Here is a 26,370-nt window from a genome sequence, read left to right as displayed (position 1 = left end):
GGATGTGGCCCGATGGAGACCTGCATGAACCTCTGGCAACAAAATTACGATCCGGCTGGTAATATCTGGCTATCGAGCCTTATCGCCTCACTGCCGATTCTGTTTTTCTTTTTCGCCCTGATTAAGCTCAAGCTTAAAGGCTATATCGCCGCCACCTGGACCGTAGCCATCGCGCTGCTTGTCGCCCTGCTGTTCTACAAAATGCCGGTCGATCGCGCCTTATCGTCGGTGGTATACGGCTTCTTCTACGGCCTGTGGCCTATCGCGTGGATTATTATCGCCGCGGTCTTCGTCTATAAAATCTCGGTGAAGACCGGGCAGTTCGACATTATCCGCTCGTCGATTCTTTCGATTACGCCGGATCAGCGCCTGCAGATGCTGATTGTCGGCTTCTCCTTTGGCGCCTTCCTCGAAGGGGCCGCCGGTTTCGGCGCGCCGGTGGCGATTACCGCCGCGCTGCTGGTCGGGCTCGGCTTCAATCCGCTGTACGCCGCCGGGCTGTGCCTGATTGTTAACACCGCGCCGGTGGCTTTCGGCGCCATGGGGATTCCGATTCTGGTCGCCGGCCAGGTCACCGGCATCGATAGCTTCGCCATTGGCCAGATGGTTGGCCGTCAGCTGCCGTTCCTGACCATTATCGTGCTGTTCTGGATCATGGCGATTATGGACGGCTGGCGCGGGGTGAAAGAGACGTGGCCGGCGGTGATGGTCGCGGGTGGTTCGTTCGCCATCGCGCAGTACCTCAGCTCCAACTTCCTCGGCCCGGAACTGCCGGACATCATCTCTTCGCTGGTGTCGCTGGTATGCCTGACGCTGTTCCTCAAACGCTGGCAGCCGGTACGTATCTTCCGCTTTGGCGATATGGGCGCCGCGCAGGTTGATCAAACCCTGGCGCGCACGCATTACACCGTCGGTCAGGTCATTCGCGCCTGGTCGCCGTTCCTGTTCCTCACCGCTACCGTCACCCTGTGGAGCGTGCCGCCGTTTAAAGCGCTGTTTGCGCCGGGCGGGGCGATGTATGACTTCGTGGTTAATATTTCGGTACCGTTCCTCGACAAAATGGTCGCCCGTATGCCGCCGGTGGTGAGCGCCGCGACGCCATACGCCGCGGTGTATAAATTCGACTGGCTGTCGGCGACCGGCACCGCCATTCTGTTCGCCGCTATACTGTCTATCGTCTGGCTGCGTATGAAGCCGAAGGATGCGCTGACCACCTTCGCCGGGACGCTGAAAGAGCTGGCGCTGCCGATTTACTCCATCGGCATGGTGCTGGCGTTCGCCTTTATCTCGAACTACTCCGGGCTGTCATCGACGCTGGCGTTGGCGCTGGCGCATACCGGCCACGCGTTTACCTTCTTCTCGCCGTTCCTCGGCTGGCTGGGGGTTTTCCTGACCGGTTCGGATACCTCGTCTAACGCGCTATTCGCCGCGCTGCAGGCGACGGCAGCCCAGCAAATCGGCGTCTCCGATATTCTGCTGGTCGCCGCGAATACCACCGGTGGGGTGACGGGCAAGATGATTTCGCCACAGTCGATCGCCATTGCCTGCGCCGCGGTAGGCCTGGTGGGTAAAGAGTCGGACCTGTTCCGCTTTACCGTCAAGCACAGTCTGATATTCACCTGCATGGTGGGCCTGATTACCACGCTACAGGCGTATGTCTTAACCTGGATGATTCCGTGAAAGTGATGCCAAAACGCCTGGCTGACGACGTCGCAAATCGCGTCCGGGCGCTGATAGAAGAACAACAGCTGGAGGCGGGCATGCGTTTGCCCGCCGAGCGCCAGCTTGCCGTCCAGCTCGGTGTTTCACGCAATTCGCTGCGTGAAGCGCTGGCGATGCTGGTCAACGAAGGGGTGCTGCTTAGCCGTCGCGGCGGCGGCACCTTCGTGCGCTGGCAGCATGAGCCCTGGTCGGAGCAAAACATCGTCCAGCCGCTGAAAACGCTGCTCGCCGACGACCCCGACTACAGTTTTGATATTCTCGAAGCCCGCCACGCTATTGAAGCCAGCACCGCCTGGCATGCGGCGATGCGGGCCACCGACGCCGAAAAAGAAAAAATACGCCTCTGTTTTGAAGCCACCCTCAGCGATGACCCGGATCTCGCCTCACAGGCGGATGTTCGCTTCCACCTGGCGATCGCTGAAGCCTCGCATAACGTGGTGCTGCTGCAAACCATGCGCGGTTTCTTCGAGCTTCTGCAATCCTCGGTGAAGCAGAGCCGCCAGCGCATGTATCTGGTGCCGCCGGTGTTCGCGCGTCTGACCGAACAACATCAGGCGGTGATGGAAGCGATCTTCGCCGGCGACGCGGAAGGCGCGCGCCAGGCGATGATGGCCCACCTCGGTTTTGTCCACGCCACCATTAAACGTTTTGATGAAGACCAGGCCCGCCAGGCGCGCATTACCCGCCTGCCCGGTGACCACAATGAAAATTCCAGGGAGAACTCGTGATGATTATTTCCGCCGCCAGCGACTATCGCGCCGCCGCACAGCGTATCCTGCCGCCGTTTCTGTTCCACTATATCGACGGCGGCGCCTACGCCGAACACACCCTGCGCCGTAACGTTGAAGACCTCTCCGACGTGGCGCTCCGCCAGCGCATTCTGCGCAATATGTCGGATTTGAGCCTGGAAACCACGTTATTCAACGAGAAGCTGGCAATGCCGACGGCGCTGGCGCCGGTCGGGCTATGTGGCATGTACGCGCGCCGCGGCGAAGTGCAGGCGGCGGGCGCGGCGGACGACAAAGGTATCCCGTTTACCCTCTCTACCGTTTCCGTTTGCCCGATTGAAGAGGTCGCCCCGACCATCAAACGCCCGATGTGGTTCCAGCTGTACGTCCTGCGCGATCGCGGATTTATGCGCAATGCGCTGGAGCGCGCTAAAGCCGCAGGCTGCTCCACGCTGGTCTTTACCGTGGATATGCCGACTCCCGGCGCGCGCTATCGCGACGCCCATTCTGGCATGAGCGGCCCGAACGCCGCCATGCGCCGCTACTGGCAGGCCGTCACTCATCCACAGTGGGCATGGGACGTCGGCCTCAACGGACGCCCGCACGATCTGGGTAATATCTCCGCCTATCTCGGCAAACCGACCGGTCTTGAGGATTACATCGGCTGGCTGGCGAATAATTTCGATCCGTCAATTTCATGGAAAGACCTGGAGTGGATCCGCGATTTCTGGGACGGCCCGATGGTGATCAAAGGGATCCTCGACCCGGAGGACGCCCGCGATGCGGTGCGCTTCGGCGCTGACGGCATTGTCGTCTCCAACCACGGCGGCCGCCAGCTTGACGGCGTGCTCTCTTCCGCCCGCGCCCTGCCCGCCATTGCCGATGCGGTTAAAGGCGACATCACTATTCTCGCCGACAGCGGCATCCGCAACGGTCTCGACGTGGTGCGGATGATCGCCCTTGGCGCCGACAGCGTACTGCTGGGCCGCGCGTATCTGTACGCGCTGGCGACCCACGGCAAGCAGGGGGTGGCGAATCTGCTCAATCTTATCGAGAAAGAGATGAAAGTGGCGATGACGCTGACCGGGGCGAAATCCATCAGTGAAATCAGCCGCGATTCGCTGGTGCAGAATGCCGAAGCGCTGCAGACCTTTGATGCGCTCAAGCAGGGCAACGCCGCGTAATTCCCTCACTCTCCCCCTCTCCCAAAGGGAGAGTGGATCATCCGGCTGGCATCGGTTTTCTCCCTCTCCCAAAGGGAAAGAGACCGTCCGGCTGGCATCGGTTTTCTCCCTCTCCCAAAGGGAAAGAGACCGTCCGGCTGGCATCGGTTTCTCCCTCTCCCAAAGGGAGAGAGACCATCCGGCTGGCATCGGTTTTCCCCCTCTCCCAAAGGGAGAGAGACCGTCCGGCTGGCATCGGTTTTCCCCTTCTCCCTCTGGGAGAGGGTCGGGGTGAGGGTTCGGCAAATATCTGCTATTCTGCCCCCCGCAATTAAGGGGGCAGTATGCTGAACATCGTGTTATTCGAACCAGAAATCCCGCCGAACACCGGCAATATCATCCGCCTGTGCGCCAACACCGGCTTCAATTTACATATCATTGAGCCAATGGGCTTTACCTGGGACGATAAACGCCTGAGACGCGCCGGGTTGGATTATCACGAGTTCACCGCCGTACAGCGCCACGCGGATTATGCGGCGTTTATCGCCAGCGCGAAGCCGCAGCGCCTGTTCGCCCTCACCACCAAAGGCACGCCCGCCCACAGCGCGGTAAGCTATCAGGATGGTGATTTCTTGATGTTTGGTCCGGAAACGCGCGGCCTGCCGGCCAGCATCCTCGATGCCCTACCGGCGGAGCAAAAGATCCGTATTCCAATGATGCCGGACAGTCGCAGCATGAACCTGTCAAACGCGGTGTCGGTGGTGGTGTATGAAGCCTGGCGCCAGTTGGGATACCCGGGCGCCGTGTTACGCAGCTAACCTGAGCGGTTCCCGGATTGCGGCGCTTTGCGCCTTATCCGGGCTACCTCTCTGAGCTTAACGGCGGCAAATGGCAATAAATCAAATCCCGTCGCCGTACTCGAAGGTATGGTGGATGCCATTAAAATGCTGATCCATATCCATCGCCGGTTTGTCGCTCTCCGGCTTACCGACGATGCGCGCCGGTACGCCTGCGGCGGTGGTATGCGGCGGCACAGGTTGCAGCACCACGGAACCGGCGCCAATCTTCGCCCCGCGCCCGACTTCGATATTGCCGAGGATCTTCGCCCCGGCGCCAATCATCACGCCTTCGCGAATTTTCGGGTGACGGTCGCCGCTGGTTTTGCCGGTACCGCCGAGGGTCACGGACTGCAGAATGGATACGTCGTCTTCAATCACCGCCGTTTCACCGACCACGATACCGGTGGCGTGGTCGAGCATGATCCCACGGCCAATCTTCGCCGCCGGATGGATATCGACCTGGAACGAGACGGAGACCTGGTTCTGCAGGAAAATAGCCAGCGCGCGGCGCCCCTGATTCCACAGCCAGTGGCCGATGCGGTAGGCCTGCAGCGCATGGAAGCCTTTCAGGTACAACAGCGGCGTTGAGTATTTATCGACCGCAGGGTCGCGGGTACGTACAGCCTGGATATCACAGGCGGCGGAAGCGATCATCTCAGGGTCAGCGGCATAAGCCTCTTCCACTACTTCGCGAATGGCGATAGCGGGCATAATCGGCGAGGCCAGCTTATTCGCCAGCATATAGCTCAGGGCGCTGCCCAGATTTTCGTGCTTGAGTAGCGTTGCGTGGTAAAAACTGGCGAGCATCGGCTCACAGTCGGCCAAAGCCCGGGCTTCGGCTTTAATATTGTTCCAGACGATATCCAGTTCTTCACACGGCATTGCATACTCCAGACGGTAAGAATTATGACCGGTCAGTTCTTCGCTGACCGGGTCATACAGGTAACAGACTTTCCCTGCGGCTAGTTGGCGCTGCGTTCGTCCTTGCGTGCGCGACCCAATAAGGTCAATGCTGCCTCGCGCGCAATTTTTCCGCAATACAATACCTGATAAATTTCCTCGGTTATTGGCATTTCGACGCCTAAACGCTGCGCCAGAACGCGAACCTCTTTGGTATTGCGATAGCCTTCAACCACCTGGCCAATCTTGTCCTGCGCGCTTTGCACGTCCATGCCCTGTCCGAGCATCATGCCAAAACGGCGGTTTCGCGATTGGTTATCGGTACAAGTCAGTACCAGGTCGCCCAACCCGGCCATGCCCATGAAGGTTTCCGGATCGGCGCCCAGCGCCGCCCCGAGACGGGACATTTCCACCAGACCACGGGTGATCAACGCCGTACGGGCATTCGCGCCAAAGCCGATACCGTCAGACATCCCGGCGCCGATGGCGATAACGTTTTTCACCGCGCCGCCCAGCTGCACGCCGATAAAGTCCGGGTTGATGTAGACGCGGAAGCTTTTACCGCAGTGCAGCAGGCGCTGAAGGTCTTCCGCAAACTGCGGATCCGTCGCCGCCAGAGAAATCGCCGTCGGCAGGCCGGCGGCCAGCTCTTTGGCGAAAGTCGGACCGGAGATGACCGCTAATGGGATGTCATCGCCCAGCGCTTCACGCGCCACGTCCTGCAGCAGACGGCCGGTTTCGGCCTCCAGGCCTTTCGTCGCCCACACCAGACGCGCATCTGAACGCATCAGCGGTTTAATCTGGCGCAAAACCTGACCGAAGACGTGGCTCGGCACCACCACGAGGATATCGCGGCTGGCGGCCAGCGCCGTCGCTAAATCGCTCTCAAGGCGCAGCGTGTCCGGGAAGGGCACATCGGGAAGGAACGCGGCGTTGCAGCGATCGTGTTGCAGCGTCGCGATATGTTTCGGGTCATGGCCCCAGAGGACAACCTCGTGGCCATTTCTTGCCAGGGTGATGGCAAGAGCGGTGCCGTAAGAGCCGGCACCGATCACAGTCATTGCAGCATTAAGCGCGTTCATCAGGCATCCTGATGTTGTTCAGCACCTTCGCCAGCCTGCTGTTGCAGATAGTTCATAAACAGCGCGTCAAAGTTCACCGGCGCAAGGTTGAGTTGCGGGAAGGTGCCGCGGGAAACCAGGCTGGTAACAGTCTCGCGAGCGTACGGGAACAGAATGTTCGGGCAGTACGCGCCGAGGCAGTGCGCCATCTGGTTGCCATCGATGCCGTCGATGGAGAAGATGCCGCCCTGCTGTACTTCGCACAGGAATGCGGTTTCTTCGCCCAGCGATGCCGTTACGGTGACACGCAGCACCACTTCATAAACGCCTTCAGCCAGCTGGCTGGAAGCGGTATCCAGATCAAGTTTAACTTCCGGCTGCCAATCTTTCTGGAAAACTTGCGGCGCATTTGGCGCTTCGAAGGAAACGTCTTTGGTGTAGATGCGCTGAATCTGGAAAGTCATTTCGGTGCTGTTTTGTTCTGACATAGTAAAACCCTTTCGTGTTGTCCTTAAATACGCGGCCCCTGAATGGGGAAAACGTAAAAATTAGCGCAAGAGGGGATCAAGTCCACCACGTGAATCAAGCGCATACAAGTCGTCACAGCCGCCAATGTGCTGCGCATCAATAAAAATCTGCGGAACCGTCGTCCGGCCGCTGCGCTGGATCATCTCTTCACGCTTTGCGGCATCACCATCGATAGGCAGTTCGTTGAACGTCACGCCCTTGCTGTTCAGCAGCGCTTTGGCGCGGATGCAGAACGGGCAGGTCGCTTTGGTATAGATCTCAATATTGGCCATGACTCACTCCTGTTTTTACCCCGAGGGATTTTACGCCGCAGAGGCTCCCCGCCGCCTGAGAGGTTATCGGGGGAACCGCTGCGCCATAACGACGCGGGGGTAAATTATTTGCCGCGTACCAGCGGAAGGTTCTCGCCGCTCCAGCCTGCGATGCCTTCTTTCAGTACAAAGACTTTTTCGAATCCGGCTTTATTCAGCAGGCTGGCAGGTTCTTGCGCCTGCATGCCGGACCCATCCACAACAATAATGGGTTGTGCTTTGTGTTTTTCCAACTCGCCGACGTTATTTGCTTTGATATCGGCAGGCAGCAGGTTGATAGCGCCGGCGATATGGCCTTTACGGAAGTCGTCACGCTGACGCAGGTCGACAACAACGGCTTCTTCTTTGTTGATAAGACGCGTCGCTTCACCACGGGTGATGACTTTAACTTTCGACATCAAGCCCTTAAAGGTGGTGAACAGTACCGCACCCAGCAGCGCGATCCACGCGATGCTCAGGACCGGGTGACGGCCGATGAATTGCATAATTTCTTGCATGGGGGGTTACAACTCCCGACTAAGTGATAAAAAAACCAGGGAAGGAGTATACCTGTGCATTGCGGCAAATACAGCCAGTGAGCGCGATGTAATGTATTTTCTGCGGCCCGTCACGAAAAAAAAGCCGACTTCGCCATCGGCTCTGGCGTCGTCCCTTCCCTTTCTTTGATCTTTTACGGTGATTTGATCGATTCAGCTGTAGTAAAATTACGCAAATTTTCTGTCTTTGAGCATGAGGTTGTCGCAATGTCGGTTACTAAAAAACCTATGGTACTGGTGATTCTGGATGGCTACGGCTACCGTGAAGACCAGCAGGATAACGCCATTTATAGCGCGAAAACGCCGGTAATGGACGCACTGTGGGCAAAACGTCCGCACACCCTGATTGACGCATCCGGTCTGGAAGTCGGGCTGCCTGACCGCCAGATGGGTAACTCCGAAGTGGGTCACGTAAACCTCGGCGCGGGTCGTATCGTGTATCAGGATCTGACCCGTCTGGACGTTGAAATCAAAGAACGCACCTTCTTCGCCAATCCGGTGCTGACCGGCGCGGTCGACAAAGCCGTCGCCGCAGGTAAAGCGGTACATATCATGGGCCTGATGTCGCCTGGCGGCGTTCACAGCCACGAAGACCATATCATGGCGATGGTAGAACTGGCCGCCGAGCGCGGCGCAGAGAAAATCTATCTGCACGCTTTCCTCGATGGCCGCGACACGCCGCCGCGCAGCGCTGAAGCGACGCTGGCTAAATTCGAAGCTAAATTCACCGCGCTGGGCAAAGGCCGTATCGCCTCTATCATTGGTCGCTACTACGCCATGGACCGCGACAACCGCTGGGATCGCGTTGAACAAGCCTATGACCTGATGACGTTGGCCAAAGGCGAATTCCAGGCCGATACCGCCGTGGCGGGCCTGCAGGCAGCCTATGCCCGTGACGAAAACGACGAGTTCGTCAAAGCGACCGTTATCCGCGCCGCCGGCCAGGCCGATGCCGCGATGGAAGACGGCGACGCGCTGATCTTCATGAACTTCCGCGCTGACCGCGCGCGCGAAATCACCCGCGCCTTCGTTAACGCCGACTTCGACGGCTTCGCGCGTAAGAAAGTCGTTAACCTCGACTTCGTGATGCTGACCGAATACGCCGCCGACATCAAAGTCGCTTGCGCCTATCCACCAGCTTCACTGGTTAACACTTTCGGCGAGTGGATGGCGAAGCACGACAAAACCCAGCTGCGCATCTCCGAAACCGAGAAATATGCGCACGTGACCTTCTTCTTTAACGGCGGCGTAGAAGAGCCGTTCAAAGGCGAAGACCGTATTCTGATTAACTCGCCGAAGGTCGCCACTTACGACCTGCAGCCGGAAATGAGTTCCGCCGAGCTGACCGAGAAACTGGTTGCTGCCATCAAAGGCGGCCAGTATGACACCATTATCTGTAACTACCCGAACGGCGATATGGTTGGCCATACCGGGGTGATGGAAGCGGCGGTGAAAGCGGTTGAAGCGCTGGATCACTGCATCGAACAAGTGGCCGCGGCCGTTGAATCCGTAGGCGGTCAGCTGCTGATCACCGCCGACCACGGCAACGCCGAGCAAATGCGCGATCCAGCGACCGGACAGGCGCACACCGCGCATACTAACCTGCCGGTTCCGCTGATCTACGTTGGCGACAAAACCGTGAAAGTGGCCGAAGGCGGCAAGCTTTCCGACATCGCGCCAACCATGCTGTCGCTGATGGGAATGGAAATCCCGCAAGAGATGACTGGCAAGCCGCTGTTCATCGTGGAATAATCCTTCCCCATGAGGGGAAAGGCGACTTATTCAAATACATGGATCGCAACGGCTGTTCGATCCGTTCTTTACGCCAGCGCGCTTAGCGCTGGCGTATTGCTGTGCGCCGCATCCGCTCACGCCGATGACCGCGACCAGCTGAAATCCATTCAGGCCGATATCGCCGCCAAACAGCGCGCGATTCAGCAACAGCAGCAGCAACGCTCCTCTCTGCTGGCCCAGCTAAAAGCGCAGGAAGAAGCGATCTCCGCCGCCGCGCGTAAGCTGCGTGAAACTCAGGATACCCTCAACCAGCTCAATAAGCAGATCGACGAGATGAACGCGTCTATCGCTAAGCTGGAACGCCAGCGCGCCTCCCAGGAACGTAACCTCGCCGCGCAGCTTGATGCCGCCTTCCGCCAGGGGCCGCATACCGGCATGCAGATGATCCTCAGCGGCGAAGAGGGGCAGCGCAACCAGCGCCTGCAGGCCTATTTTGGTTACTTTAACCAGGCCCGTCAGGAGACTATCGCCCAGCTCAAGCAGACGCGTGAAGAAGTCGCGGTGCAGAAATCGATGCTGGAAGAAAAACAAAGCCAGCAGCAAACGCTGGTTTACGAGCAAAAAGCGCAGCAGGCCAAGCTTGAGCAGGCGCGCAACGAGCGTAAAAAGACGCTCTCAAGCCTCGAATCCTCCATTCAGAAAGGCCAACAGCAGCTCAGCGAACTGCGCGCTAACGAATCGCGCCTGCGCGGTCGCATCGCCCAGGCGGAAGCGGCAGCCAAAGCCCGCGCCGACCGCGAGGCTCGCGATGCCCAGGCGGTACGCGACCGTCAGCAGGAAGCCTCGCGCAAAGGCACCACCTATAAACCAACCGAAAGCGAACGTTCGCTGATGTCGCGAACCGGCGGCCTCGGCGCGCCGCGCGGGCAGGCCTTCTGGCCGGTTCGCGGAACAATTCTTCATCGTTATGGCGAACAGCTGCAAGGTGAACTACGTTGGAAAGGGATGGTTATCGCTGCGTCTGAAGGCACCGAAGTCAAAGCCATTGCCGATGGTCGGGTGATCCTCGCCGACTGGCTACAGGGCTACGGGCTGGTGGTCGTCGTTGAACACGGCAAAGGCGACATGAGTCTTTACGGCTATAACCAAAGCGCGCTGGTCAGCGTCGGTACCCAGGTCCGCGCGGGCCAGGCTATCGCGCTGGTAGGCAGTAGCGGCGGTCAGGGTCGTCCGTCGCTCTATTTCGAAATTCGCCGCCAGGGTCAGGCGGTCAATCCACAGCCGTGGTTGGGAAGATAAGTTTTGCTCCAATTTCGCATGATTGCACTTGCTGTAGCCGGTTCACTGACTATAGCTGCGCCGGTTTTCGCCGGTAAACTCTCTATCGTTATCGATGATTTCGGCTATCGTCCACAGACGGAAAATAAGGTGCTGGCGCTGCCGCCCACCATCTCCGTTGCCGTGCTGCCGAACGCCCCCCACGCCCGGGAAATGGCCACTAAAGCGCATAATCTGGGCCACGAAGTGCTGATCCACCTGCCGATGGCGCCGCTCAGCAAGCAACCGCTGGAAAAAGACACCCTGCGCCCGGATATGAGCAGCGATGAGATCGAACGTATTATTCGTGAGGCTTACGGGAAAGTGCCTTACGCCGTCGGGCTGAACAACCACATGGGTAGCGCCATGACCTCTAACCTGTTCGGCATGCAGAAGGTGATGCAGGCGCTGGAACGCTACAATCTCTATTTTCTCGATAGCGTGACCATCGGCAACACCCAGGCCATGCGCGCCGCCCAGGGGACCGGCGTGAAGGTGATTAAACGCAAAGTGTTTCTCGACGATACCCAGAACGAGGCGGACATCCGCACCCAGTTCAATCGCGCCATCGCGCTGGCGCGGCGTAACGGTTCGGCGATCGCCATTGGTCATCCACACCCTTCAACGGTGCGGGTACTACAGCAAATGGTTTATAACCTGCCGCCGGATATCACGCTGGTGCGCCCGAGCAGCCTGCTGAACGAACCGCAGGTCGACAACTCGACGCCGAACACGCCTGCGCAACCAAACGCGCCGCAACAGCAGAAGCCGCGTAACCCGTTCCACGGAGTGAAATACTGCAAACCGAAGCGTCCGCTGGAGCCGGTGAACGCCAGCCGCTTCTTTAGCATTCTCAGCGAAAGCATCAGCCAGAGCGCGCTGGTCCAGTATTACCAGCTTAAATGGCAGGGCTGGGATAGCCCCACCAACTAATCTTCATCAGGGATCCGTGCGCTTCTCCGTCACGGTTCCCTGCCGCTTCCCGTCGTGAGCATACCAGGCTTTAAAATACTTCATGAAGCTGTACAAGGTGGCATACAGTCCGGTGACAGCCCCCACCTTACCGCTACGCCACGCGCCGCTGAACAGATACCACTTAAAAAACGCGCCGATGGCGCTGATAATCCCGCGACTGAGCGACGGCCTGACCTTTTGCGCCTTCACCAGCCGGGTGGTATAGCTATTGAGCTTGTTAAACACCTCATGCAGTGAATAGAAGGTATCGTGGCGGACAAAGCCCGGCAGCCTTATCGAGGTCAGATGGCCGACCACCTGATCGTCCACCGGCCGCTGGTTAAAGCTGGCACGCTGACGGTTGAACAGGCGTACCGGGTAATCCGGCGATGAGATGGGATAAATGGTCCGCACCTGCTCGCCAAGCACGAACCAGTAGCGCGGCAGACGCCACGCGCAGCTCGGATCCGGTTCCTCTCCCGCCTTAAGCGCCAGAATCGCCGCAACCACTTCTTCATCCAGAATTTCATCGCTATCCATACATAGCACCCAGTCATGGGTCGCCAGCGAGGTCGCATAGTTCATCTGCATGCCATGGGCGGCATAGGGGTGATGGTGAACCGTTATGCCAAACTGCTGACATATCTGCAGCGTTTCATCCGTACTGCCTGAATCCACGACAATAAACTCATCCGCCACCCGCAACAGCGGCGGCAAGACTTCCCGTAATAAGCGGGCCGAATTACAGGTAAGCAAACATACTGAGAGCTTAAACATAGGGTTTATGCGATTAAACGAAGAGTAAACCAACTGTATAAACGAATAGGCAAAAGATCGATGCGGAAATAGTGCGGTAGATGCGTATTATTTTAGAAATGTTATCCAAATCTAAATAAATCTACCATGAGATAAATTTCATCCCCTTGCCCGATACCATCGGGTATCAGTTATCGGGTTTGAGATGCCCTCTCCTTATGTACCCCCGTTTGTCACTCATACGGTCAGCTTTGCTGTCATCGTAAAGAGCGGCATAGATCCAGTATTTGTTAATAGTGCGTATTTTAACCACCACGTCATCAGCCATAACGGAATATGTATTATTCGCATTATCATCTGGCCATTCTTTGAATGAAAGCTGATTCCATTCACGCTGTAAATGATATGTCGTTAACCAGGGATAGCGCCCGTCGCCGCCGCAGGGGACCTGAGCATGCATATCGTCTATCCAGGATGCAGGTTTATTTCGCGCAGGAACAAAAGAAAGCAATACGGCGCTATAATTCTCACTGTTGCATTCGGTATACTGCGCGATATTATTAACCAGCAGACTGCCCTGCTGGTTAACGTACCACTCGCGAAATCTGATAAAATTTTCCGGGATATCACTAAAGTTCTGCCGAATAAACAGCAACTGTTCTTTCAGCGTTCCCTTAACATATATATTGATGACTTTTTTCAATTTCCCCTGGTCATCCAGCCAATAATAGCGAAATCCGAGGGCCGGAATATTAATGGTAGCATTATCGCTCCATTGCGCCTTCCAGTAGGCTTGCAGCACGCCATGTTCAAGCCTTTGCTCAGCCAGAATGCTAAAACTCATTAAAAGCAGCAACGCCGGTAAGATGATATTCTTCAATTGCCAAACACGATTGATGAAAATAGGGTATGCCATATATATCATCCTTGTTATATGAAGATATGGCAGAATATAAATAAAACCGGAGCCTGTTCAATAGCGATCGTAGTAATAACAAAAAATTTATTATTAATATATATGTTGGGAATATGCTGCCCATAAACCATGGGCAGCAAGAATGGTTATTATCGTCATCCTGACGATAATTCGCTTAATCCCAGCTCAGTACCACTTTACCAGACTGACCGGAACGCATCGCGTCAAAGCCTTTCTGGAAGTCATCAATACCGAAACGATGGGTGATAATCGGCGAAAGATCGAGGCCCGACTGGATCAGCGCCGCCATCTTATACCAGGTTTCAAACATTTCGCGGCCGTAAATCCCTTTGATAAACAGCCCCTTGAAGATGACCTTGGTCCAGTCGATAGACATATCCGACGGAGGAATACCCAGCATCGCAATACGTCCGCCGTGGTTCATGGTATCAAGCATGGTGCGGAACGCAGGCGGCGCGCCGGACATCTCCAGGCCCACGTCGAAGCCTTCGGTCATCCCCAGCTCCGCCATCACATCGTTAAGATTCTCTTTCGCCACGTTGACCGCGCGGGTGACGCCCATTTTACGCGCCAGTTCCAGGCGATATTCGTTAACATCGGTAATCACCACGTTACGCGCGCCAACATGTTTCGCCACCGCCGCGGCCATCACGCCAATCGGGCCGGCGCCGGAAACCAGCACGTCTTCACCGACCAGGTCGAAGGAGAGCGCGGTATGCACCGCATTACCGAACGGGTCGAAGATGGATGCCAGGTCGTCAGAGATATTGTCCGGGATTTTGAAAGCGTTGAAGGCCGGGATCACCAGATATTCAGCGAAACAGCCCGGGCGGTTTACCCCCACGCCGATGGTATTGCGGCACAGATGCGTGCGGCCGCCGCGACAGTTACGGCAGTGTCCGCAGGTGATGTGCCCTTCGCCGGAAACGCGATCGCCGAGCTTAAAGCCGCGCACTTCCTGACCGATACCCACGACTTCACCGACATACTCGTGACCCACCACCATCGGTACCGGGATGGTTTTCTGCGACCATTCATCCCAGTTATAGATGTGCACATCGGTACCGCAAATCGCGGTCTTACGGATTTTAATCAGCAGATCGTTATGGCCGACTTCCGGTTCCGGTACGTCGGTCATCCAGATGCCTTCTTCCGCTTTCAGTTTGGATAACGCTTTCATCTCACACCCTTATTAGGCGATGACGCCCAGTTGTTTGCCGATGCGGGTAAAGGCTTCTACCGCACGTTCAATTTGTTCAGGGGTATGCGCCGCCGACATCTGGGTGCGAATACGCGCCTGGCCTTTTGGAACCACCGGATAGAAGAATCCGGTGACGTAAATACCTTCTTTTTGCAATTCGCGCGCGAACTCCTGGGCGATGGTGGCTTCACCGAGCATCACCGGGATAATCGCGTGGTCGGCGCCTGCCAGGGTAAAGCCTGCGGCGGTCATTTTTTCGCGGAACAGGCGCGCGTTAGCCCACAGGCGATCGCGCAGTTCGCTGCCCGCTTCCACCATCTCCAGCACCTTGATGGAGGCGGCGACAATGGCCGGCGCCAGGGAGTTGGAGAACAGATACGGACGAGAACGCTGGCGCAGCCACTCAACGACTTCTTTGCGTGCGGCGGTGTAACCGCCTGACGCGCCGCCCAGCGCTTTACCCAACGTGCCGGTGATGATGTCGACGCGGCCCATCACGTCGCAATATTCATGGGAACCGCGGCCGTTTTCGCCGACAAAGCCCACAGCGTGAGAATCATCGACCATCACCAGCGCATCATATTTATCCGCCAGGTCGCAGACGCCTTTCAGGTTGGCGATCACGCCGTCCATCGAGAAAACGCCATCGGTGGCGATCAGCACGTGGCGAGCGCCGGCTTCGCGCGCTTCTTTCAGACGCGCTTCCAGCTCCTGCATGTCGTTGTTGGCATAGCGGAAACGCTTAGCTTTGCACAGGCGCACGCCGTCGATGATCGACGCGTGATTCAGGGCATCAGAGATAATGGCATCTTCCGGTCCCAGCAGCGTTTCAAACAGGCCGCCGTTGGCATCAAAGCAGGAGGAGTAGAGAATCGCGTCTTCCATACCGAGGAAATCCGCCAGCTTCTTCTCGAGCTGCTTATGCGTGTCCTGGGTACCGCAGATGAAGCGCACCGAGGCCATCCCGAAGCCGTGGCTGTCCATGCCGGATTTCGCCGCGGCAATCAGTTCCGGGTGGTTCGCCAGACCCAGATAGTTATTGGCGCAGAAGTTAATCACGTGGCTGTCGCCGACGGTGATGTCCGCCTGCTGAGCCGAAGTAATGATACGCTCTTCTTTAAACAACCCTTCCGCGCGCGCGGTATCCAGGTCATTGGTTAACTGTTTGTAGAAATCACCACGCATTGCAACTCTCCAGATTCGGCAAAATTTGGCACATATTACCCAAAGCTATACGTTGATACGAGATGATGCATGCCTGAATGAATAATTTGCAGCATAAATCACGCACGGCCAGCACCTTTTCGGCGAATGGCTGAAGCCTTTCGGATGTAGTGATATGATATGAGTATTCATGTCCGGATTGTTTCCGGGCTTTCTACTTCAAAGGTACAGTTATGATCATCGTAACCGGCGGCGCAGGCTTTATCGGCAGCAACATCGTTAAAGCCCTGAATGACAAAGGCATCACCGATATTCTGGTTGTAGACAATCTGAAAGACGGCACCAAATTCGTAAACCTGGTGGATCTGGACATCGCTGACTACATGGATAAAGAAGATTTTCTGATCCAGATTATGGCCGGCGAAGAGTTCGGCGAGATCGAAGCGGTATTCCATGAAGGCGCCTGCTCTTCCACGACCGAGTGGGACGGCAAGTATGTGATGGATAACAACTATCAGTACTCCAAAGAGGTGCTGCACTACTGTCTGGAGCGCGAAATCCCGTTCCTGTACGCCTCTTCTGCCGCCACCTACGGCGGGCGCACCAGCGACTTTATCGAATCACGCGAATTTGAAAAACCGCTGAACGTCTACGGCTACTCTAAATTCCTGTTCGACGAATACGTCCGTCAGATCCTGCCGGAAGCGGATTCGCAGATCGTCGGGTTCCGTTATTTCAACGTCTACGGACCGCGCGAAGGGCACAAAGGCAGCATGGCGAGCGTGGCCTTCCACCTCAATACCCAGCTGAATAATGGCGAAAGTCCGAAACTGTTCGAAGGCAGCGACGGCTTTAAACGCGACTTCGTCTATGTCGGCGATGTCGCCGCGGTAAACCTGTGGTTCTGGGAAAATGGCGTTTCCGGTATCTTCAACCTCGGTACCGGCCGCGCGGAATCCTTCCAGGCCGTCGCCGATGCGACCCTGGCGTACCATAAGAAAGGCAGCATTGAATACATCCCGTTCCCGGACAAACTGAAAGGCCGCTATCAGGCATTCACGCAGGCCGATCTGACTAACCTGCGTAAAGCGGGCTATGACAAACCGTTCAAAACCGTTGCCGAAGGCGTAACGGAATATATGGCCTGGCTAAACCGCGACGCGTAAGAAACAAGCATGAAAATATTGGTGATAGGCCCGTCTTGGGTGGGCGACATGATGATGTCGCAAAGTCTTTATCGTACGCTCAGGGCGCGCTATCCCCAGGCGATTATCGACGTGATGGCGCCGGCATGGTGCCGTCCGTTGTTATCGCGCATGCCGGAAGTCAACGAAGCGATCGCCATGCCGCTCGGCCACGGCGCGCTGGCTATCGGCGAGCGTCGTAAACTCGGCCACAGCCTGCGCGATCGTCGCTACGATCGCGCTTACGTGCTGCCGAACTCGTTTAAATCGGCATTAGTGCCTTTCTTCGCCAACATTCCGCTGCGCACCGGCTGGCGCGGCGAGATGCGCTACGGCCTGCTTAACGACGCCCGCGTGCTGGACAAAGACGCCTGGCCGCTGATGGTGGAGCGCTACGTGGCGCTGGCCTACGATAACGGCGTGATGCGCTGCGCTAAAGACCTTCCACAACCGCTGCTGTGGCCGCAGCTGCAGGTCAACGATGGCGAAAAATCACAGGCCTGCAACGCTTTTAATCTTTCGAACGATCGGCCGATTATCGGCTTCTGCCCCGGCGCGGAATTCGGCCCGGCCAAACGCTGGCCGCATTATCACTATGCCGCGCTGGCGAAAAAGCTCATTGACGATGGTTATCAGATAGCGCTCTTCGGCTCGGCGAAAGATAACGATGCCGGCAAAGAGATCATCGCCGCGCTCAGCAGCGAGCAGCAGGCCTGGTGCCGTAACCTGGCCGGCGAAACCCAGCTGGAACAGGCCGTGATTCTGATTGCCGCCTGTCAGGCTGTGGTCAGCAACGATTCGGGGCTGATGCACGTCGCCGCCGCGCTGGATCGCCCGTTGGTGGCGCTGTACGGCCCGAGCAGCCCGGACTTTACCCCGCCGCTATCGCATAAAGCGCGGGTTATTCGCCTGATTAGCGGCTACCACAAGGTGCGCAAAGGCGATGCCGCTGAGGGCTATCATCAAAGCCTGATCGACATCACTCCAGAACGCGTCCTGCAAGAGCTGAACGAACTGTTAGCGGAAAAAACCGAGCACGAGGAAGCGTAACGGATGCGGGTATTGATCGTAAAAACCTCGTCCATGGGCGACGTGCTACACACGCTGCCCGCGCTAACCGACGCCGCGCAGGCCATCCCCGGTATCCGCTTTGACTGGGTGGTTGAAGAAGGCTTCGCGCAGATCCCTTCATGGCATGCCGCCGTCGAGCGGGTGATTCCGGTGGCGATTCGCCGCTGGCGCAAAGCCTGGTTTTCCGCGCCTATCAAAGCGGAAAGAAAGGCCTTTCGCGATGCCGTAAAGGCCGTCAACTACGATGCCATTATTGATGCGCAGGGGCTGGTGAAAAGCGCCGCGCTGGTAACGCGTCTGGCGCACGGCGTCAAACATGGCATGGACTGGCAGTCCGCCCGCGAGCCGCTGGCAAGCCTGTTTTATAACCGTCGCCACCATATTGCTGTCGAGCAGCACGCAGTAGAGCGCACGCGCGAACTGTTCGCCAAAAGCCTGGGCTATGCCAGGCCGCAAACGCAGGGTGATTACGCCATCGCGCGCCACTTTATTCGCCCTGACGCACCGGCAACAGAGCCGTATCTGGTCTTCCTGCATGCCACCACCCGCGATGATAAACACTGGCCGGAAGCATGCTGGCAAGCGCTTCTCGATCTACTGGCAGGTAGCGGCGTACGTATTAAGCTGCCGTGGGGCGCGCCGCACGAAGAGGCGCGGGCAAAACGGCTGGCGGAAGGACGCGATAACGTCGATGTACTACCGCGCATGAGCCTTGAGCAGGTTGCGCAGATTCTGGCTGGCGCACGCGGCGTAGTTTCCGTCGACACCGGGCTGAGCCATCTGACCGCGGCGCTCGATAAACCCAATTTCACGCTCTACGGCCCAACCGATCCGGGACTGATTGGCGGATATGGCAAAAACCAGCATATCGTCCGCCCGCCGTACGGTAGCAGCACCGGCGATATTACCGCTGAGCATGTTCAGCAACTGTTGCAAGCACAGGGATTGGTTTAATGGGATCGCTATTCAAGCAAATTTATCGCTATACCCGCCCGCGCGCCTACCGCCACAATGAAAACCTGTGGCCGTGGGTAAAGATCCGTCGGGCGGAAAGCGGTGAAATTTGTGCCTTACAATACAAGGGCGAATCGGTACCGCTGTGTAGCCTAAGTGAATTAAAAGACGCTTTCTCCGGGCCAATGCTGCTCACCGCGACCGGTCCATCAATCAACGATGTCGATTTTTCTATTATCCCGTCATCGTTGCCGGTAATGGGCGTCAACGGCGCTTACTTTCTCGAAGGAAAGGTAGGGTTTTCTCTGTATCTGATCGTTGATATGGAGTTTTTTGACCGTAAACCCGAGGTTATCGCCGGTATTGTCAGCAATCCACGGATCCTCTTTTTTACCACTACCCACGGTATTGCCAAAATCATTGAGCGCATCGGGCTCAACAATATTCAGTGTCGACTCGCCCTGATTGAAGATGCCTGTTATAAGATTTACCAGCCAAAGATCCCCGGTAACGATATCGCGACGGTCTTTAGCCGCTCCCCAAGTGCGCTCCTGCACCAAAACTTAAGCCATATTGGTTTCTCAACCGATATTCGCAAAGGGATATTTGACGCGGGAACGGTGGCTTACTGGGCGCTGCAGATTATCGCCTGGCTGGGATTCAACAGAATTATTATTGCCGGTCTGGATATGAATAATTTTGAGCAACCGCGATTTTATGAAAACGGTGAGAATAAGCTTCCCTCATATCTCGCCGATAAAGTAGATGGTATGGTTTTCCCCGCCTTTGAACTCGCCAGCCGTCATTTACAGGCAAAGGGTATTACGGTAATTAATCTTTCCCTTAATAGCGCAATTCCTGAACAGGTATTTCCTAAAATGCCGTTATCTCAAGCGCTACATGAAGTGGCCTGAACGGCCACTTCATCACTCCATCACGATTCTTCCGCAGATTTTTCCGGCGATAACGCCGTGAAAACGGCTAACGCCACAATAAACATAATGATAAATCTGTCGTGGATAAACAGAGTATCGACGCAGCCAAAAAGAATCACCGGCGCGCCAATAAACGCCAATGCACATTTCAGCGTCGCCTTTCTGTAAACATAGAGCAGCATCGCGCCATACAATGCCAGCAGGAAGAGGCCGCCAATAACGCCCTGTAGCGACATGGTTTCGATCAAATCATTATGAAGATGATAAACAATGTTGCGCAACCCCTCTGGATTCCCCTGCTCTTTCTCATACATCAATTGCGAGAGGATCTGGAAACGCTGCTGCGAGCTTACGCCACCGGGATGAGCAATAATTTCATAGATCCCGGTATGCCACATACTGAGCCGGGAACCCATCGAGGTATTGTTATCGCTTTGATAGTCCGAGATCTCAGTGACCGCTTCACTCGCCCGATCTTTCAGCGAGGGAAACGCCAACTCAATCACTGCCAGGCCAGCAACCAACAGCATCAGGCACGCCAGCGCTGATTTTTTCTTCGACATCACGTTACCGGTCAGTAAGGCATAGAGCAGTACCGCCGGATAAATAAGCAGCGCCGAGCGAGTTTCAGTCAGAAAAATAATCCACAGCGAGAAAAATATCACACCGCTGGCAATATAGTTGCGATAGCGGATATTGACGCAAGCTAAAGCATATAGCGTCAATAACGAGTATATCGTATAAAGATAGGCGCTTAAGGTTGCGGAGTTATCGATTCTCAGGCGATCGCCGGAAACAAAAAAATGATAATGTAAAGCGTATAGCGTCAATACTGAAAAGCCCGCGACTAATGCGTAACTCAAGCTTTTGCCATATTGTATTGCTGTTGTCCTTAATACCGCAGGCAAGAGTAACATCATCACAGCGCCGATCATCAAATAAGCGCCTGAGCGAGGATAGCTAACATCAGCCATATAAATTTCAGCCGGATTACCCGGAAAGCGATATGACCAAATAAGCTGTGAGGCTCCTAACATCAATAGCGTCAGAGACAGAAACATCTCCTCTTTTTTAAAGGTAAGACGTTTTCTGTTAATTACCGCATAAATTAAGGTAATAACCGAAGACAGGTAAAAGAGATTTCTACCCATAATTTTCTCCGGCATCACAAAAACACATGACAATATTGCCAGAAGCAATATTGTCACTGGCGACATCACTTTACTCATAAATAATTAAGCTTTCTCAAATGGTGGCACCCAGGCTTCACCGCAGTCCCAAGGGCGTGGTTTTCCATGGAAACAGACAATTCGCGTCCCCGCAGGCACGGTGCCATCACCGGTGGCATGTTCATTCTTCTTCTTATGAATGACATGCTTTTTATAGCTAACGATCTGTCCGGGTAAAATGTCCTGCCAGATAGCGGCGTGTGGATAGATTTTGCTGATAAACTCCTGGTCGCCACCGCTCTGATAGCGCGTCATGAATAGTTCCGGATAGCGCTTAAAAGCTTCCCAGACCTTGTACTTTTCTTCATGCGGAACGCGCATGATAGCGGAGTTTTTGGTTTTCTGCGGAAAGAAAAAATCACTCAGCATGGTCAGCTGTTTATTTGCCAGAATATCACTAATATCACCGACAACGACGACATCTAAATCGAGATAAAAAATATCTTCGGCAACCGAATCCGGATTAAACATCTCGATTTTTGACCACCAGCCAGGCAAATCTTCAGTTAGTTTAATGGTGTTAACGCCAGGAATAGTTAAATCGGTAAAGCACACTTTCTCGATGTCTGCTGGCAATTGTTTGTATAACCACTGCACATGGCTTTGGTTATAATCACCGCCAGAGCGTAGTACGGTTGCTATCTTCATAAAACCTCAGTATATTAATAATTCAGGCGTTAATTATTCATTCGACTGATGATATTACACCAGATTAACGCCGCACCTCTATCAGTAATGATTGTTTTATGTAAGATTTCTCTTGAAATTATAATATTCTGCTAAAGACATTCCGCGGACCTGCGGCGCAAGCCAGCTAAAGAACGCTTCCAGATCGGCATATAAACGTTCAATATCTTGTTCATTCTTAAAGGTCGGGCTACCGCCTGGCATATACTCCGATGAATGCAGCATATACTCAACATAATCATTACCCTGCGCCAGCGTCTGCTGAACTACTTTTTTCATGGTCTCGACGTTACCGCCCATCGGACGCAGCCAGTGTACGGACGGCGAACGGACTTTGCCGCGTAGCCTATCGTAGCCTTGCTTAACGCTATTCATCCATGCTGAGTGTTTGTATTGAATGCTCATAGGCACTTCCAGCAGCGGGGAATGACCTTCGCGACTGATATCATTTTCATCAAGAAAATAAGCATGTTGCGGGAAGCGACGATAATCCGTACCGCCATCGCCCTGCGGCGCGCCTTTAGCGGTTTTCCAGTTCACCCGCGGCGTCACCGAGCAATCCACCTGATAACCGTACTCCACCAGCAGGTGCGCGTAGCGCTCGTCAAACGCCCAGCGTCCGGCGCGATGGCTCACCATTTTGGTGTGGAAGGTATCTTCCAGCAGATGGGTCATATAGTCGACCTTCTCACGCATGGCGGCATCGCTGTACTCGATGAGATAAGGCTTATGACGCCAGTCATCCGCGGTCAGCGGCTCGGTCGGCGGGCTGTTCCAGGCGTGCAGATGCATACCGATTTCCGCCGTGCCGCGCGCGATGACATCTTTAGCAAACTCGATATAAAAAGGGTCGATGGCCATTTCATAATTGGTCAAATAGACCGGTTTGAAGCCATACTTTTCGCAAAGCTGCTGAAAACGCGGAAGATAGCGCGCATTCTCCGTGGTGATGCTGTCATGTTTTTGCCAGAGGTTGTCACCCTCTGTATCAATCGTGATGAGAAATGCGGGATTGTGCACGAAAACGTCCTCAGGCCATACGTATCGGTCCATGGTAGAGCAATACAACGCTTCTCTCAATCTGCACGATCCCCTAGAATCGGAACCCTTATCCTGGATGAAGAACAGAGTATGACGCCTGAAACCCTCTCCCCCGGCCAGCAGAACCCGGCGCGGATCCTGGTCATTAAGCTGCGCCATCATGGCGACATGTTGCTGATCACCCCGCTGATAAACGCGCTCAAACAGCAATATCCCGCCGCTCGCGTCGATGTACTGCTGTATGCTGAAACCCGCGACATGTTGGCGGCGAATCCGGAGATTAACCAGATTTACGCGATCGATCGCAGCTGGAAAAAGCAGGGCAAGCGGCATCAGCTTAAGATGGAATGGCAGCTCATCCGCAATCTGCGCCAGCAGCGCTACGACATGGTGCTCAACCTTGCCGATCAATGGCCCAGCGCGATCATCAGCAAATTAACCGGCGCGCCGACGCGCATCGGTTTCGATTTCCCTAAGCGCCGTCATCCGTTCTGGCGCTACTGCCACACCGCGCTTGCTTCTACCCAGCAGCACAATCAGCTGCATACGGTGCAGCAAAACCTCTCTATTCTGGCGCCGCTGGGGCTTGAGATAAACGATGCGCCGGCGCGAATGGGCTACAGCGAATCTGACTGGACGACCAGCCGTTCGCTGCTGCCGGACGGCTTCCAGGAGAACTACATCGTTATTCAACCGACTTCGCGCTGGTTCTTTAAATGCTGGCGCGAAGAGCGCATGAGCGCGCTGATTAATGCGCTGTCAGCAGAAGGCTACGCGGTGGTGCTTACCTCTGGCCCTGACGCCAAAGAAAAGCAGATGGTAGAGAACATCATCAGCGGCTGCCCGCAGGCGCGACTGCACTCATTAGCCGGTCAGTTGACGCTCCGCCAGCTGGCGGCGGTTATCGATCACGCCCGCCTGTTTATCGGCGTAGATTCGGTGCCGATGCATATGGCGGCAGCGCTGGGTACGCCGCTCGTCGCGCTATTTGGCCCGTCGAAACTGACCTTCTGGCGGCCGTGGCAGGCGAAAGGCGAGGTTATCTGGGCCGGCGAGTTCGGCCCGCTGCCCGACCCCGACGACATCAATACCAACACCGAAGAACGCTATCTTGATTTAATCCCTACCGACGCGGTTATCGCGGCGGCGAAAAAGGTACTGGCATGAGTAAATTCCGGCTGGCTCTGGTACGGCAAAAGTATCGCCCCGACGGCGGCGCGGAGCGCTTTGTCTCCCGCGCGCTGGAAGCCCTCGACAGCAGTAATCTGGAACTGAACGTCATCACCCGCGAGTGGCAAGGGCCTGTCAAACCGGACTGGCATATTCACATCTGCAACCCGCGCAAATGGGGGCGCATCAGCCGGGAACGCGGTTTCGCCAACGCCGCGCGCGCGCTCTGGCAGAGTGAATCATTCGACCTGGTGCAAAGCCATGAGCGTATTCCGGGTTGCGATCTATACCGCGCAGGCGACGGCGTTCATCGCCGCTGGCTGCAACAGCGCTCGCGCATTTTACCGGCCTGGAAAAGCCGCCTGCTGTTCGCCGACCGCTATCACCGTTATGTGATGCAGGCGGAACGCGAGATGTATCAGGACGCGCACCTGCGTGGGGTGATTTGCAACGCGGAGATGATCAAGCAGGAAATTATCGAAGACTTCGGCCTGCCGGCTGACAAAATCCACGTCATCTATAACGCTATTGATAACCAGAGGTTTCTGCCGCCTGGCGAAGAAACCTTTGCCGCATTACGCGCTAAATGGCAGTTGCCGCTACAGGCAAGCTGCCTGATTTATGTTGGTTCAGGCTTTGAACGAAAAGGGCTGGATGCGGCAATCCGCGCCATCGCCCCCACCGACCGTTATCTGTTGGTGGTCGGCAAAGACAAAGAACAGAACCGCTATCAACAGCTGGCAAAATCACTGAACTGCGAAGATCGCGTGCGTTTCTTCGGCATGCAGTCCGAAACGCTGCCGTTCTATCAGATGGCCGACGGACTGCTGCTGCCGACGCTGTATGATCCATTCCCGAATGTAATTCTGGAAGCGATGGCCTGCGGCCTGCCGGTTATCACCACCACCGGCTGCGGCGGCGCGGAGTTCATCGTCGAAGGCAGCAATGGCTACGTCTGCGACGCGCTGGATATCGCCGCGTTACAGCAGGCGGTCATGGCGCTGCCCGCGCGCGCGCTGGGTTCGGCTGAAGGCGCACGCGCCCGCGAACGAATTATGGACTGCAACAGCGAGCGACTGTCGACGCAGCTGCTTTCTCTCTATCAGGATCTGGTGAAATAACGATGCGCATATTGTTTGTTATCGATGGCCTGCCGGGCGGCGGCGCGGAGAAAGTCGTGCTCACGCTGGCGGAACATTTTCTCAGCCAGGGCGAACAGGTATCGCTGTTTTCGCTGCGCGACGTCTGCGATTATCCGCTGCCGGAAGGGCTCGATTATCAGGTGATTGCCGACCGCTGCCGCAAACCGTGGCGCAAGCTAACGGAACTCTCCCGCCGCGCGCGCCAGCTTGATCGCGCGATTGAACAAGCAGAACAGCATGGTCGCTTCGATCTGGTACTGTCGAATCTGCACAAAACCGATCGCATCGTCGCCCGCAGCCGGGCATTGCAGGATCGCAACGTCTGGTTCTGTCTGCACGGCGTTTTCTCTACCTCTTATCTTGGCCATCGCAGCGGTTTTGACCGCTGGATGAAGCAGCAAAAAATCAAGCGCGTATACCAGGGGCGCAACGTGGTGACCGTTTCCGATGCGGTTGGAAAGGATTTGGTCGAGCAGTTCGCACTGCGCCCGGCACAGCTTAAAACCATCTATAACCCGTTCGATATCGCCGCCATTCACGCGGCGGCTGAGGAGCCGGCCGATATTCCTCAAGGGGACTATATTATCCACGTCGGCCGCTTCCATCCCGGTAAGCGCCATGACCGGCTGATTGAAGCCTACGCGCAAAGCGGTATCGAGGCGCCGCTGGTGCTGCTCGGGCAGGGCAAACCGGAGCAGGAACAGCGGCTTCGTCAACTGGCGCAGCAGCTGCAGGTCGGCGATCGGGTGCTGTTTAAAGGCTTTCAGCCCAACCCGCTGCCGTGGATTAAACATGCGCGAATGCTAACGCTCAGCTCCGACAGCGAAGGGTTTGGCAACGTCATTGTTGAAGCGCTACTGCTGAATACGCCGGTTGCCAGCACCCGCTGTCCTGGCGGGGTCAGCGAGATCCTCAGCGGCGAACTGTCCCGCGGTCTGGCCGATCTCAACAGTTCTGCGCTAGCCCAGACGATGCAAAGCATTTACCATAGCCCGCCGGCCATTGATTCCGCCGCGCTGGAAAAATTCAGCGTAGAGTCGATTTGCCAACAGTACCGTCAGCTGCGCAGCGCCTGACGTCGTTTTTTAACCAGGATCGAATGAGTT

At 56.0% G+C, this 26,370-nt stretch carries 26 protein-coding genes; 14 read left to right on the top strand and 12 right to left on the bottom strand.

Translation table 11 applies throughout. The features are described 5' to 3' along the window. Positions 1 to 24: 24 nt before the first annotated feature. The 4 genes from lldP (at position 25) to trmL (ending at position 4,431) form a co-directional block, all read left to right on the top strand. On the top strand, positions 25 to 1,680 hold the full coding sequence (gene lldP, locus ABLV78_RS00745; protein ID WP_047047673.1) for an L-lactate permease: 1,656 nt from the start codon (positions 25 to 27) through the stop codon (positions 1,678 to 1,680). Continuing rightward, on the top strand, positions 1,677 to 2,450 hold the full coding sequence (lldR, locus tag ABLV78_RS00740; RefSeq protein ID WP_015369184.1) for a transcriptional regulator LldR: 774 nt from the start codon (positions 1,677 to 1,679) through the stop codon (positions 2,448 to 2,450). The genes lldP and lldR overlap by 4 nt, the downstream gene beginning before the upstream one ends. Further along, positions 2,450 to 3,634 carry an FMN-dependent L-lactate dehydrogenase LldD gene (gene lldD, locus ABLV78_RS00735; RefSeq protein ID WP_015369183.1) on the top strand — a complete coding sequence of 395 codons (1,185 nt, stop codon included), beginning with the start codon at positions 2,450 to 2,452 and terminating at the stop codon, positions 3,632 to 3,634. Before lldR ends, lldD begins: the two co-directional genes overlap by 1 nt. A 323-nt stretch (positions 3,635 to 3,957) precedes the next feature. Beyond that, entirely contained in the window at positions 3,958 to 4,431 is a 474-nt protein-coding gene (trmL, locus tag ABLV78_RS00730) for a tRNA (uridine(34)/cytosine(34)/5-carboxymethylaminomethyluridine(34)-2'-O)-methyltransferase TrmL (protein ID WP_045359275.1), read from the top strand. An 81-nt stretch (positions 4,432 to 4,512) separates the two neighbouring features. Here trmL and cysE read toward each other — a convergent pair whose 3' ends face one another. From cysE to ABLV78_RS00705, 5 genes are all read right to left on the bottom strand, one after another. Further along, positions 4,513 to 5,334 carry a serine O-acetyltransferase gene (cysE, locus tag ABLV78_RS00725; protein ID WP_004106845.1) on the bottom strand — a complete coding sequence of 274 codons (822 nt, stop codon included), beginning with the start codon at positions 5,332 to 5,334 and terminating at the stop codon, positions 4,513 to 4,515. Between the two features lie 80 nt (positions 5,335 to 5,414). Continuing rightward, positions 5,415 to 6,434: an NAD(P)H-dependent glycerol-3-phosphate dehydrogenase gene (gpsA, locus tag ABLV78_RS00720; protein WP_015369181.1), complete on the bottom strand. Its 1,020-nt coding sequence runs from the start codon at positions 6,432 to 6,434 to the stop codon at positions 5,415 to 5,417. Further along, positions 6,434 to 6,901, bottom strand: coding sequence for a protein-export chaperone SecB (secB, locus tag ABLV78_RS00715; RefSeq protein WP_015369180.1), 468 nt, complete (start codon positions 6,899 to 6,901; stop codon positions 6,434 to 6,436). The genes gpsA and secB overlap by 1 nt, the downstream gene beginning before the upstream one ends. 60 nt (positions 6,902 to 6,961) lie before the next feature. Beyond that, positions 6,962 to 7,213 (bottom strand): glutaredoxin 3, encoded by a 252-nt coding sequence (grxC, locus tag ABLV78_RS00710; RefSeq protein ID WP_015369179.1) that lies wholly within the window; start codon positions 7,211 to 7,213, stop codon positions 6,962 to 6,964. Between the two features lie 104 nt (positions 7,214 to 7,317). Then, entirely contained in the window at positions 7,318 to 7,749 is a 432-nt protein-coding gene (locus ABLV78_RS00705; RefSeq protein WP_015369178.1) for a rhodanese-like domain-containing protein, read from the bottom strand. A gap of 246 nt (positions 7,750 to 7,995) precedes the next feature. On the opposite strand from ABLV78_RS00705, the gene gpmM reads away from it, so the two are divergent. The 3 genes from gpmM to ABLV78_RS00690 are packed head-to-tail and all read left to right on the top strand — an operon-like array spanning position 7,996 to position 11,772. Beyond that, on the top strand, positions 7,996 to 9,540 hold the full coding sequence (gene gpmM / locus ABLV78_RS00700) for a 2,3-bisphosphoglycerate-independent phosphoglycerate mutase (protein WP_045390640.1): 1,545 nt from the start codon (positions 7,996 to 7,998) through the stop codon (positions 9,538 to 9,540). A 9-nt stretch (positions 9,541 to 9,549) separates the two neighbouring features. Continuing rightward, positions 9,550 to 10,821, top strand: a complete 1,272-nt coding sequence (gene envC / locus ABLV78_RS00695; protein ID WP_045390637.1) for a murein hydrolase activator EnvC — start codon at positions 9,550 to 9,552, stop codon at positions 10,819 to 10,821. A gap of 3 nt (positions 10,822 to 10,824) precedes the next feature. Beyond that, the gene (locus ABLV78_RS00690) at positions 10,825 to 11,772 is read left to right on the top strand and encodes a divergent polysaccharide deacetylase family protein (RefSeq protein ID WP_047047671.1); all 948 of its coding nucleotides are present in this window, start codon (positions 10,825 to 10,827) and stop codon (positions 11,770 to 11,772) included. Between the two features lie 6 nt (positions 11,773 to 11,778). On the opposite strand, the gene ABLV78_RS00685 is transcribed toward ABLV78_RS00690, so the two are convergent. From ABLV78_RS00685 to kbl, 4 genes are all read right to left on the bottom strand, one after another. Beyond that, on the bottom strand, positions 11,779 to 12,570 hold the full coding sequence (locus tag ABLV78_RS00685) for a glycosyltransferase family 2 protein (protein ID WP_045390630.1): 792 nt from the start codon (positions 12,568 to 12,570) through the stop codon (positions 11,779 to 11,781). A gap of 166 nt (positions 12,571 to 12,736) precedes the next feature. Beyond that, positions 12,737 to 13,465 carry a hypothetical protein gene (locus ABLV78_RS00680; RefSeq protein WP_047047669.1) on the bottom strand — a complete coding sequence of 243 codons (729 nt, stop codon included), beginning with the start codon at positions 13,463 to 13,465 and terminating at the stop codon, positions 12,737 to 12,739. A 175-nt stretch (positions 13,466 to 13,640) separates the two neighbouring features. Continuing rightward, positions 13,641 to 14,666: an L-threonine 3-dehydrogenase gene (tdh, locus tag ABLV78_RS00675; protein ID WP_015369171.1), complete on the bottom strand. Its 1,026-nt coding sequence runs from the start codon at positions 14,664 to 14,666 to the stop codon at positions 13,641 to 13,643. A 12-nt stretch (positions 14,667 to 14,678) separates the two neighbouring features. Then, complete coding sequence (gene kbl, locus ABLV78_RS00670) at positions 14,679 to 15,872, bottom strand: glycine C-acetyltransferase (protein WP_015703795.1); 1,194 nt, start codon at positions 15,870 to 15,872, stop codon at positions 14,679 to 14,681. A gap of 212 nt (positions 15,873 to 16,084) precedes the next feature. Between kbl and rfaD the strand changes: the two genes are divergently transcribed. Genes rfaD through ABLV78_RS00650 form a run of 4 tightly spaced genes read left to right on the top strand, consistent with a single transcriptional unit; the run spans position 16,085 to position 19,974 of the window. Continuing rightward, positions 16,085 to 17,017 carry an ADP-glyceromanno-heptose 6-epimerase gene (rfaD, locus tag ABLV78_RS00665; protein WP_045390625.1) on the top strand — a complete coding sequence of 311 codons (933 nt, stop codon included), beginning with the start codon at positions 16,085 to 16,087 and terminating at the stop codon, positions 17,015 to 17,017. Positions 17,018 to 17,026: 9 nt separating this feature from the next. Then, positions 17,027 to 18,085 carry an ADP-heptose--LPS heptosyltransferase RfaF gene (gene rfaF, locus ABLV78_RS00660; protein ID WP_015703797.1) on the top strand — a complete coding sequence of 353 codons (1,059 nt, stop codon included), beginning with the start codon at positions 17,027 to 17,029 and terminating at the stop codon, positions 18,083 to 18,085. 3 nt (positions 18,086 to 18,088) lie between these two features. Continuing rightward, a complete protein-coding gene (rfaC, locus tag ABLV78_RS00655; protein WP_047047667.1) occupies positions 18,089 to 19,060 on the top strand; it encodes a lipopolysaccharide heptosyltransferase RfaC in 972 nt (323 codons plus the stop codon). Beyond that, positions 19,060 to 19,974, top strand: a complete 915-nt coding sequence (locus ABLV78_RS00650; RefSeq protein WP_047047664.1) for a WaaZ-like lipopolysaccharide core biosynthesis protein — start codon at positions 19,060 to 19,062, stop codon at positions 19,972 to 19,974. Before rfaC ends, ABLV78_RS00650 begins: the two co-directional genes overlap by 1 nt. Before the next feature lie 20 nt (positions 19,975 to 19,994). Here the strand turns inward: ABLV78_RS00650 and ABLV78_RS00645 are convergent, their stop codons facing one another. The 3 genes from ABLV78_RS00645 to ABLV78_RS00635 all read right to left on the bottom strand — a co-directional run bounded on the left by ABLV78_RS00645 (position 19,995) and on the right by ABLV78_RS00635 (position 22,931). Beyond that, positions 19,995 to 21,224 (bottom strand): O-antigen ligase family protein, encoded by a 1,230-nt coding sequence (locus ABLV78_RS00645; protein WP_080961799.1) that lies wholly within the window; start codon positions 21,222 to 21,224, stop codon positions 19,995 to 19,997. Between the two features lie 6 nt (positions 21,225 to 21,230). After that, the gene (locus ABLV78_RS00640) at positions 21,231 to 21,872 is read right to left on the bottom strand and encodes a glycosyltransferase family protein (protein ID WP_045386549.1); all 642 of its coding nucleotides are present in this window, start codon (positions 21,870 to 21,872) and stop codon (positions 21,231 to 21,233) included. Positions 21,873 to 21,968: 96 nt separating this feature from the next. After that, positions 21,969 to 22,931, bottom strand: coding sequence for a polysaccharide deacetylase family protein (locus ABLV78_RS00635; protein ID WP_047047657.1), 963 nt, complete (start codon positions 22,929 to 22,931; stop codon positions 21,969 to 21,971). Positions 22,932 to 23,042: 111 nt separating this feature from the next. On the opposite strand from ABLV78_RS00635, the gene rfaQ reads away from it, so the two are divergent. The 3 genes from rfaQ to ABLV78_RS00620 are packed head-to-tail and all read left to right on the top strand — an operon-like array spanning position 23,043 to position 26,340. Then, a complete protein-coding gene (rfaQ, locus tag ABLV78_RS00630; protein ID WP_047047655.1) occupies positions 23,043 to 24,119 on the top strand; it encodes a putative lipopolysaccharide heptosyltransferase III in 1,077 nt (358 codons plus the stop codon). Next, on the top strand, positions 24,116 to 25,243 hold the full coding sequence (locus ABLV78_RS00625) for a glycosyltransferase family 4 protein (RefSeq protein ID WP_045390608.1): 1,128 nt from the start codon (positions 24,116 to 24,118) through the stop codon (positions 25,241 to 25,243). The genes rfaQ and ABLV78_RS00625 overlap by 4 nt, the downstream gene beginning before the upstream one ends. A gap of 2 nt (positions 25,244 to 25,245) precedes the next feature. After that, positions 25,246 to 26,340: a glycosyltransferase gene (locus ABLV78_RS00620; RefSeq protein ID WP_047047653.1), complete on the top strand. Its 1,095-nt coding sequence runs from the start codon at positions 25,246 to 25,248 to the stop codon at positions 26,338 to 26,340. Positions 26,341 to 26,370: the final 30 nt, after the last annotated feature.

Source organism: Klebsiella sp. CN_Kp075 (assembly GCF_040065055.2).
Classification (GTDB): domain Bacteria; phylum Pseudomonadota; class Gammaproteobacteria; order Enterobacterales; family Enterobacteriaceae; genus Klebsiella; species Klebsiella aerogenes.
Note: the sequence above shows the minus strand (reverse complement) of the source record. Positions and strands in the feature narration are given on the sequence as shown.

Bases quoted from the DNA above. Each gene is read 5' to 3' on its own strand.
- lldP (WP_047047673.1), top strand. From the start codon at position 25: ATGAACCTCTGGCAACAAAATTACGATCCGGCTGGTAATATCTGGCTA.
- lldD (WP_015369183.1), top strand. From the start codon at position 2,450: ATGATTATTTCCGCCGCCAGCGACTATCGCGCCGCCGCACAGCGTATC.
- trmL (WP_045359275.1), top strand. From the start codon at position 3,958: ATGCTGAACATCGTGTTATTCGAACCAGAAATCCCGCCGAACACCGGC.
- cysE (WP_004106845.1), bottom strand. From the start codon at position 5,334: ATGCCGTGTGAAGAACTGGATATCGTCTGGAACAATATTAAAGCCGAA.
- gpsA (WP_015369181.1), bottom strand. From the start codon at position 6,434: ATGAACGCGCTTAATGCTGCAATGACTGTGATCGGTGCCGGCTCTTAC.
- secB (WP_015369180.1), bottom strand. From the start codon at position 6,901: ATGTCAGAACAAAACAGCACCGAAATGACTTTCCAGATTCAGCGCATC.
- grxC (WP_015369179.1), bottom strand. From the start codon at position 7,213: ATGGCCAATATTGAGATCTATACCAAAGCGACCTGCCCGTTCTGCATC.
- ABLV78_RS00705 (WP_015369178.1), bottom strand. From the start codon at position 7,749: ATGCAAGAAATTATGCAATTCATCGGCCGTCACCCGGTCCTGAGCATC.
- gpmM (WP_045390640.1), top strand. From the start codon at position 7,996: ATGTCGGTTACTAAAAAACCTATGGTACTGGTGATTCTGGATGGCTAC.
- envC (WP_045390637.1), top strand. From the start codon at position 9,550: ATGAGGGGAAAGGCGACTTATTCAAATACATGGATCGCAACGGCTGTT.
- ABLV78_RS00685 (WP_045390630.1), bottom strand. From the start codon at position 12,570: ATGTTTAAGCTCTCAGTATGTTTGCTTACCTGTAATTCGGCCCGCTTA.
- ABLV78_RS00680 (WP_047047669.1), bottom strand. From the start codon at position 13,465: ATGGCATACCCTATTTTCATCAATCGTGTTTGGCAATTGAAGAATATC.
- tdh (WP_015369171.1), bottom strand. From the start codon at position 14,666: ATGAAAGCGTTATCCAAACTGAAAGCGGAAGAAGGCATCTGGATGACC.
- kbl (WP_015703795.1), bottom strand. From the start codon at position 15,872: ATGCGTGGTGATTTCTACAAACAGTTAACCAATGACCTGGATACCGCG.
- rfaD (WP_045390625.1), top strand. From the start codon at position 16,085: ATGATCATCGTAACCGGCGGCGCAGGCTTTATCGGCAGCAACATCGTT.
- rfaF (WP_015703797.1), top strand. From the start codon at position 17,027: ATGAAAATATTGGTGATAGGCCCGTCTTGGGTGGGCGACATGATGATG.
- rfaC (WP_047047667.1), top strand. From the start codon at position 18,089: ATGCGGGTATTGATCGTAAAAACCTCGTCCATGGGCGACGTGCTACAC.
- ABLV78_RS00650 (WP_047047664.1), top strand. From the start codon at position 19,060: ATGGGATCGCTATTCAAGCAAATTTATCGCTATACCCGCCCGCGCGCC.
- ABLV78_RS00645 (WP_080961799.1), bottom strand. From the start codon at position 21,224: ATGAGTAAAGTGATGTCGCCAGTGACAATATTGCTTCTGGCAATATTG.
- ABLV78_RS00640 (WP_045386549.1), bottom strand. From the start codon at position 21,872: ATGAAGATAGCAACCGTACTACGCTCTGGCGGTGATTATAACCAAAGC.
- rfaQ (WP_047047655.1), top strand. From the start codon at position 23,043: ATGACGCCTGAAACCCTCTCCCCCGGCCAGCAGAACCCGGCGCGGATC.
- ABLV78_RS00625 (WP_045390608.1), top strand. From the start codon at position 24,116: ATGAGTAAATTCCGGCTGGCTCTGGTACGGCAAAAGTATCGCCCCGAC.
- ABLV78_RS00620 (WP_047047653.1), top strand. From the start codon at position 25,246: ATGCGCATATTGTTTGTTATCGATGGCCTGCCGGGCGGCGGCGCGGAG.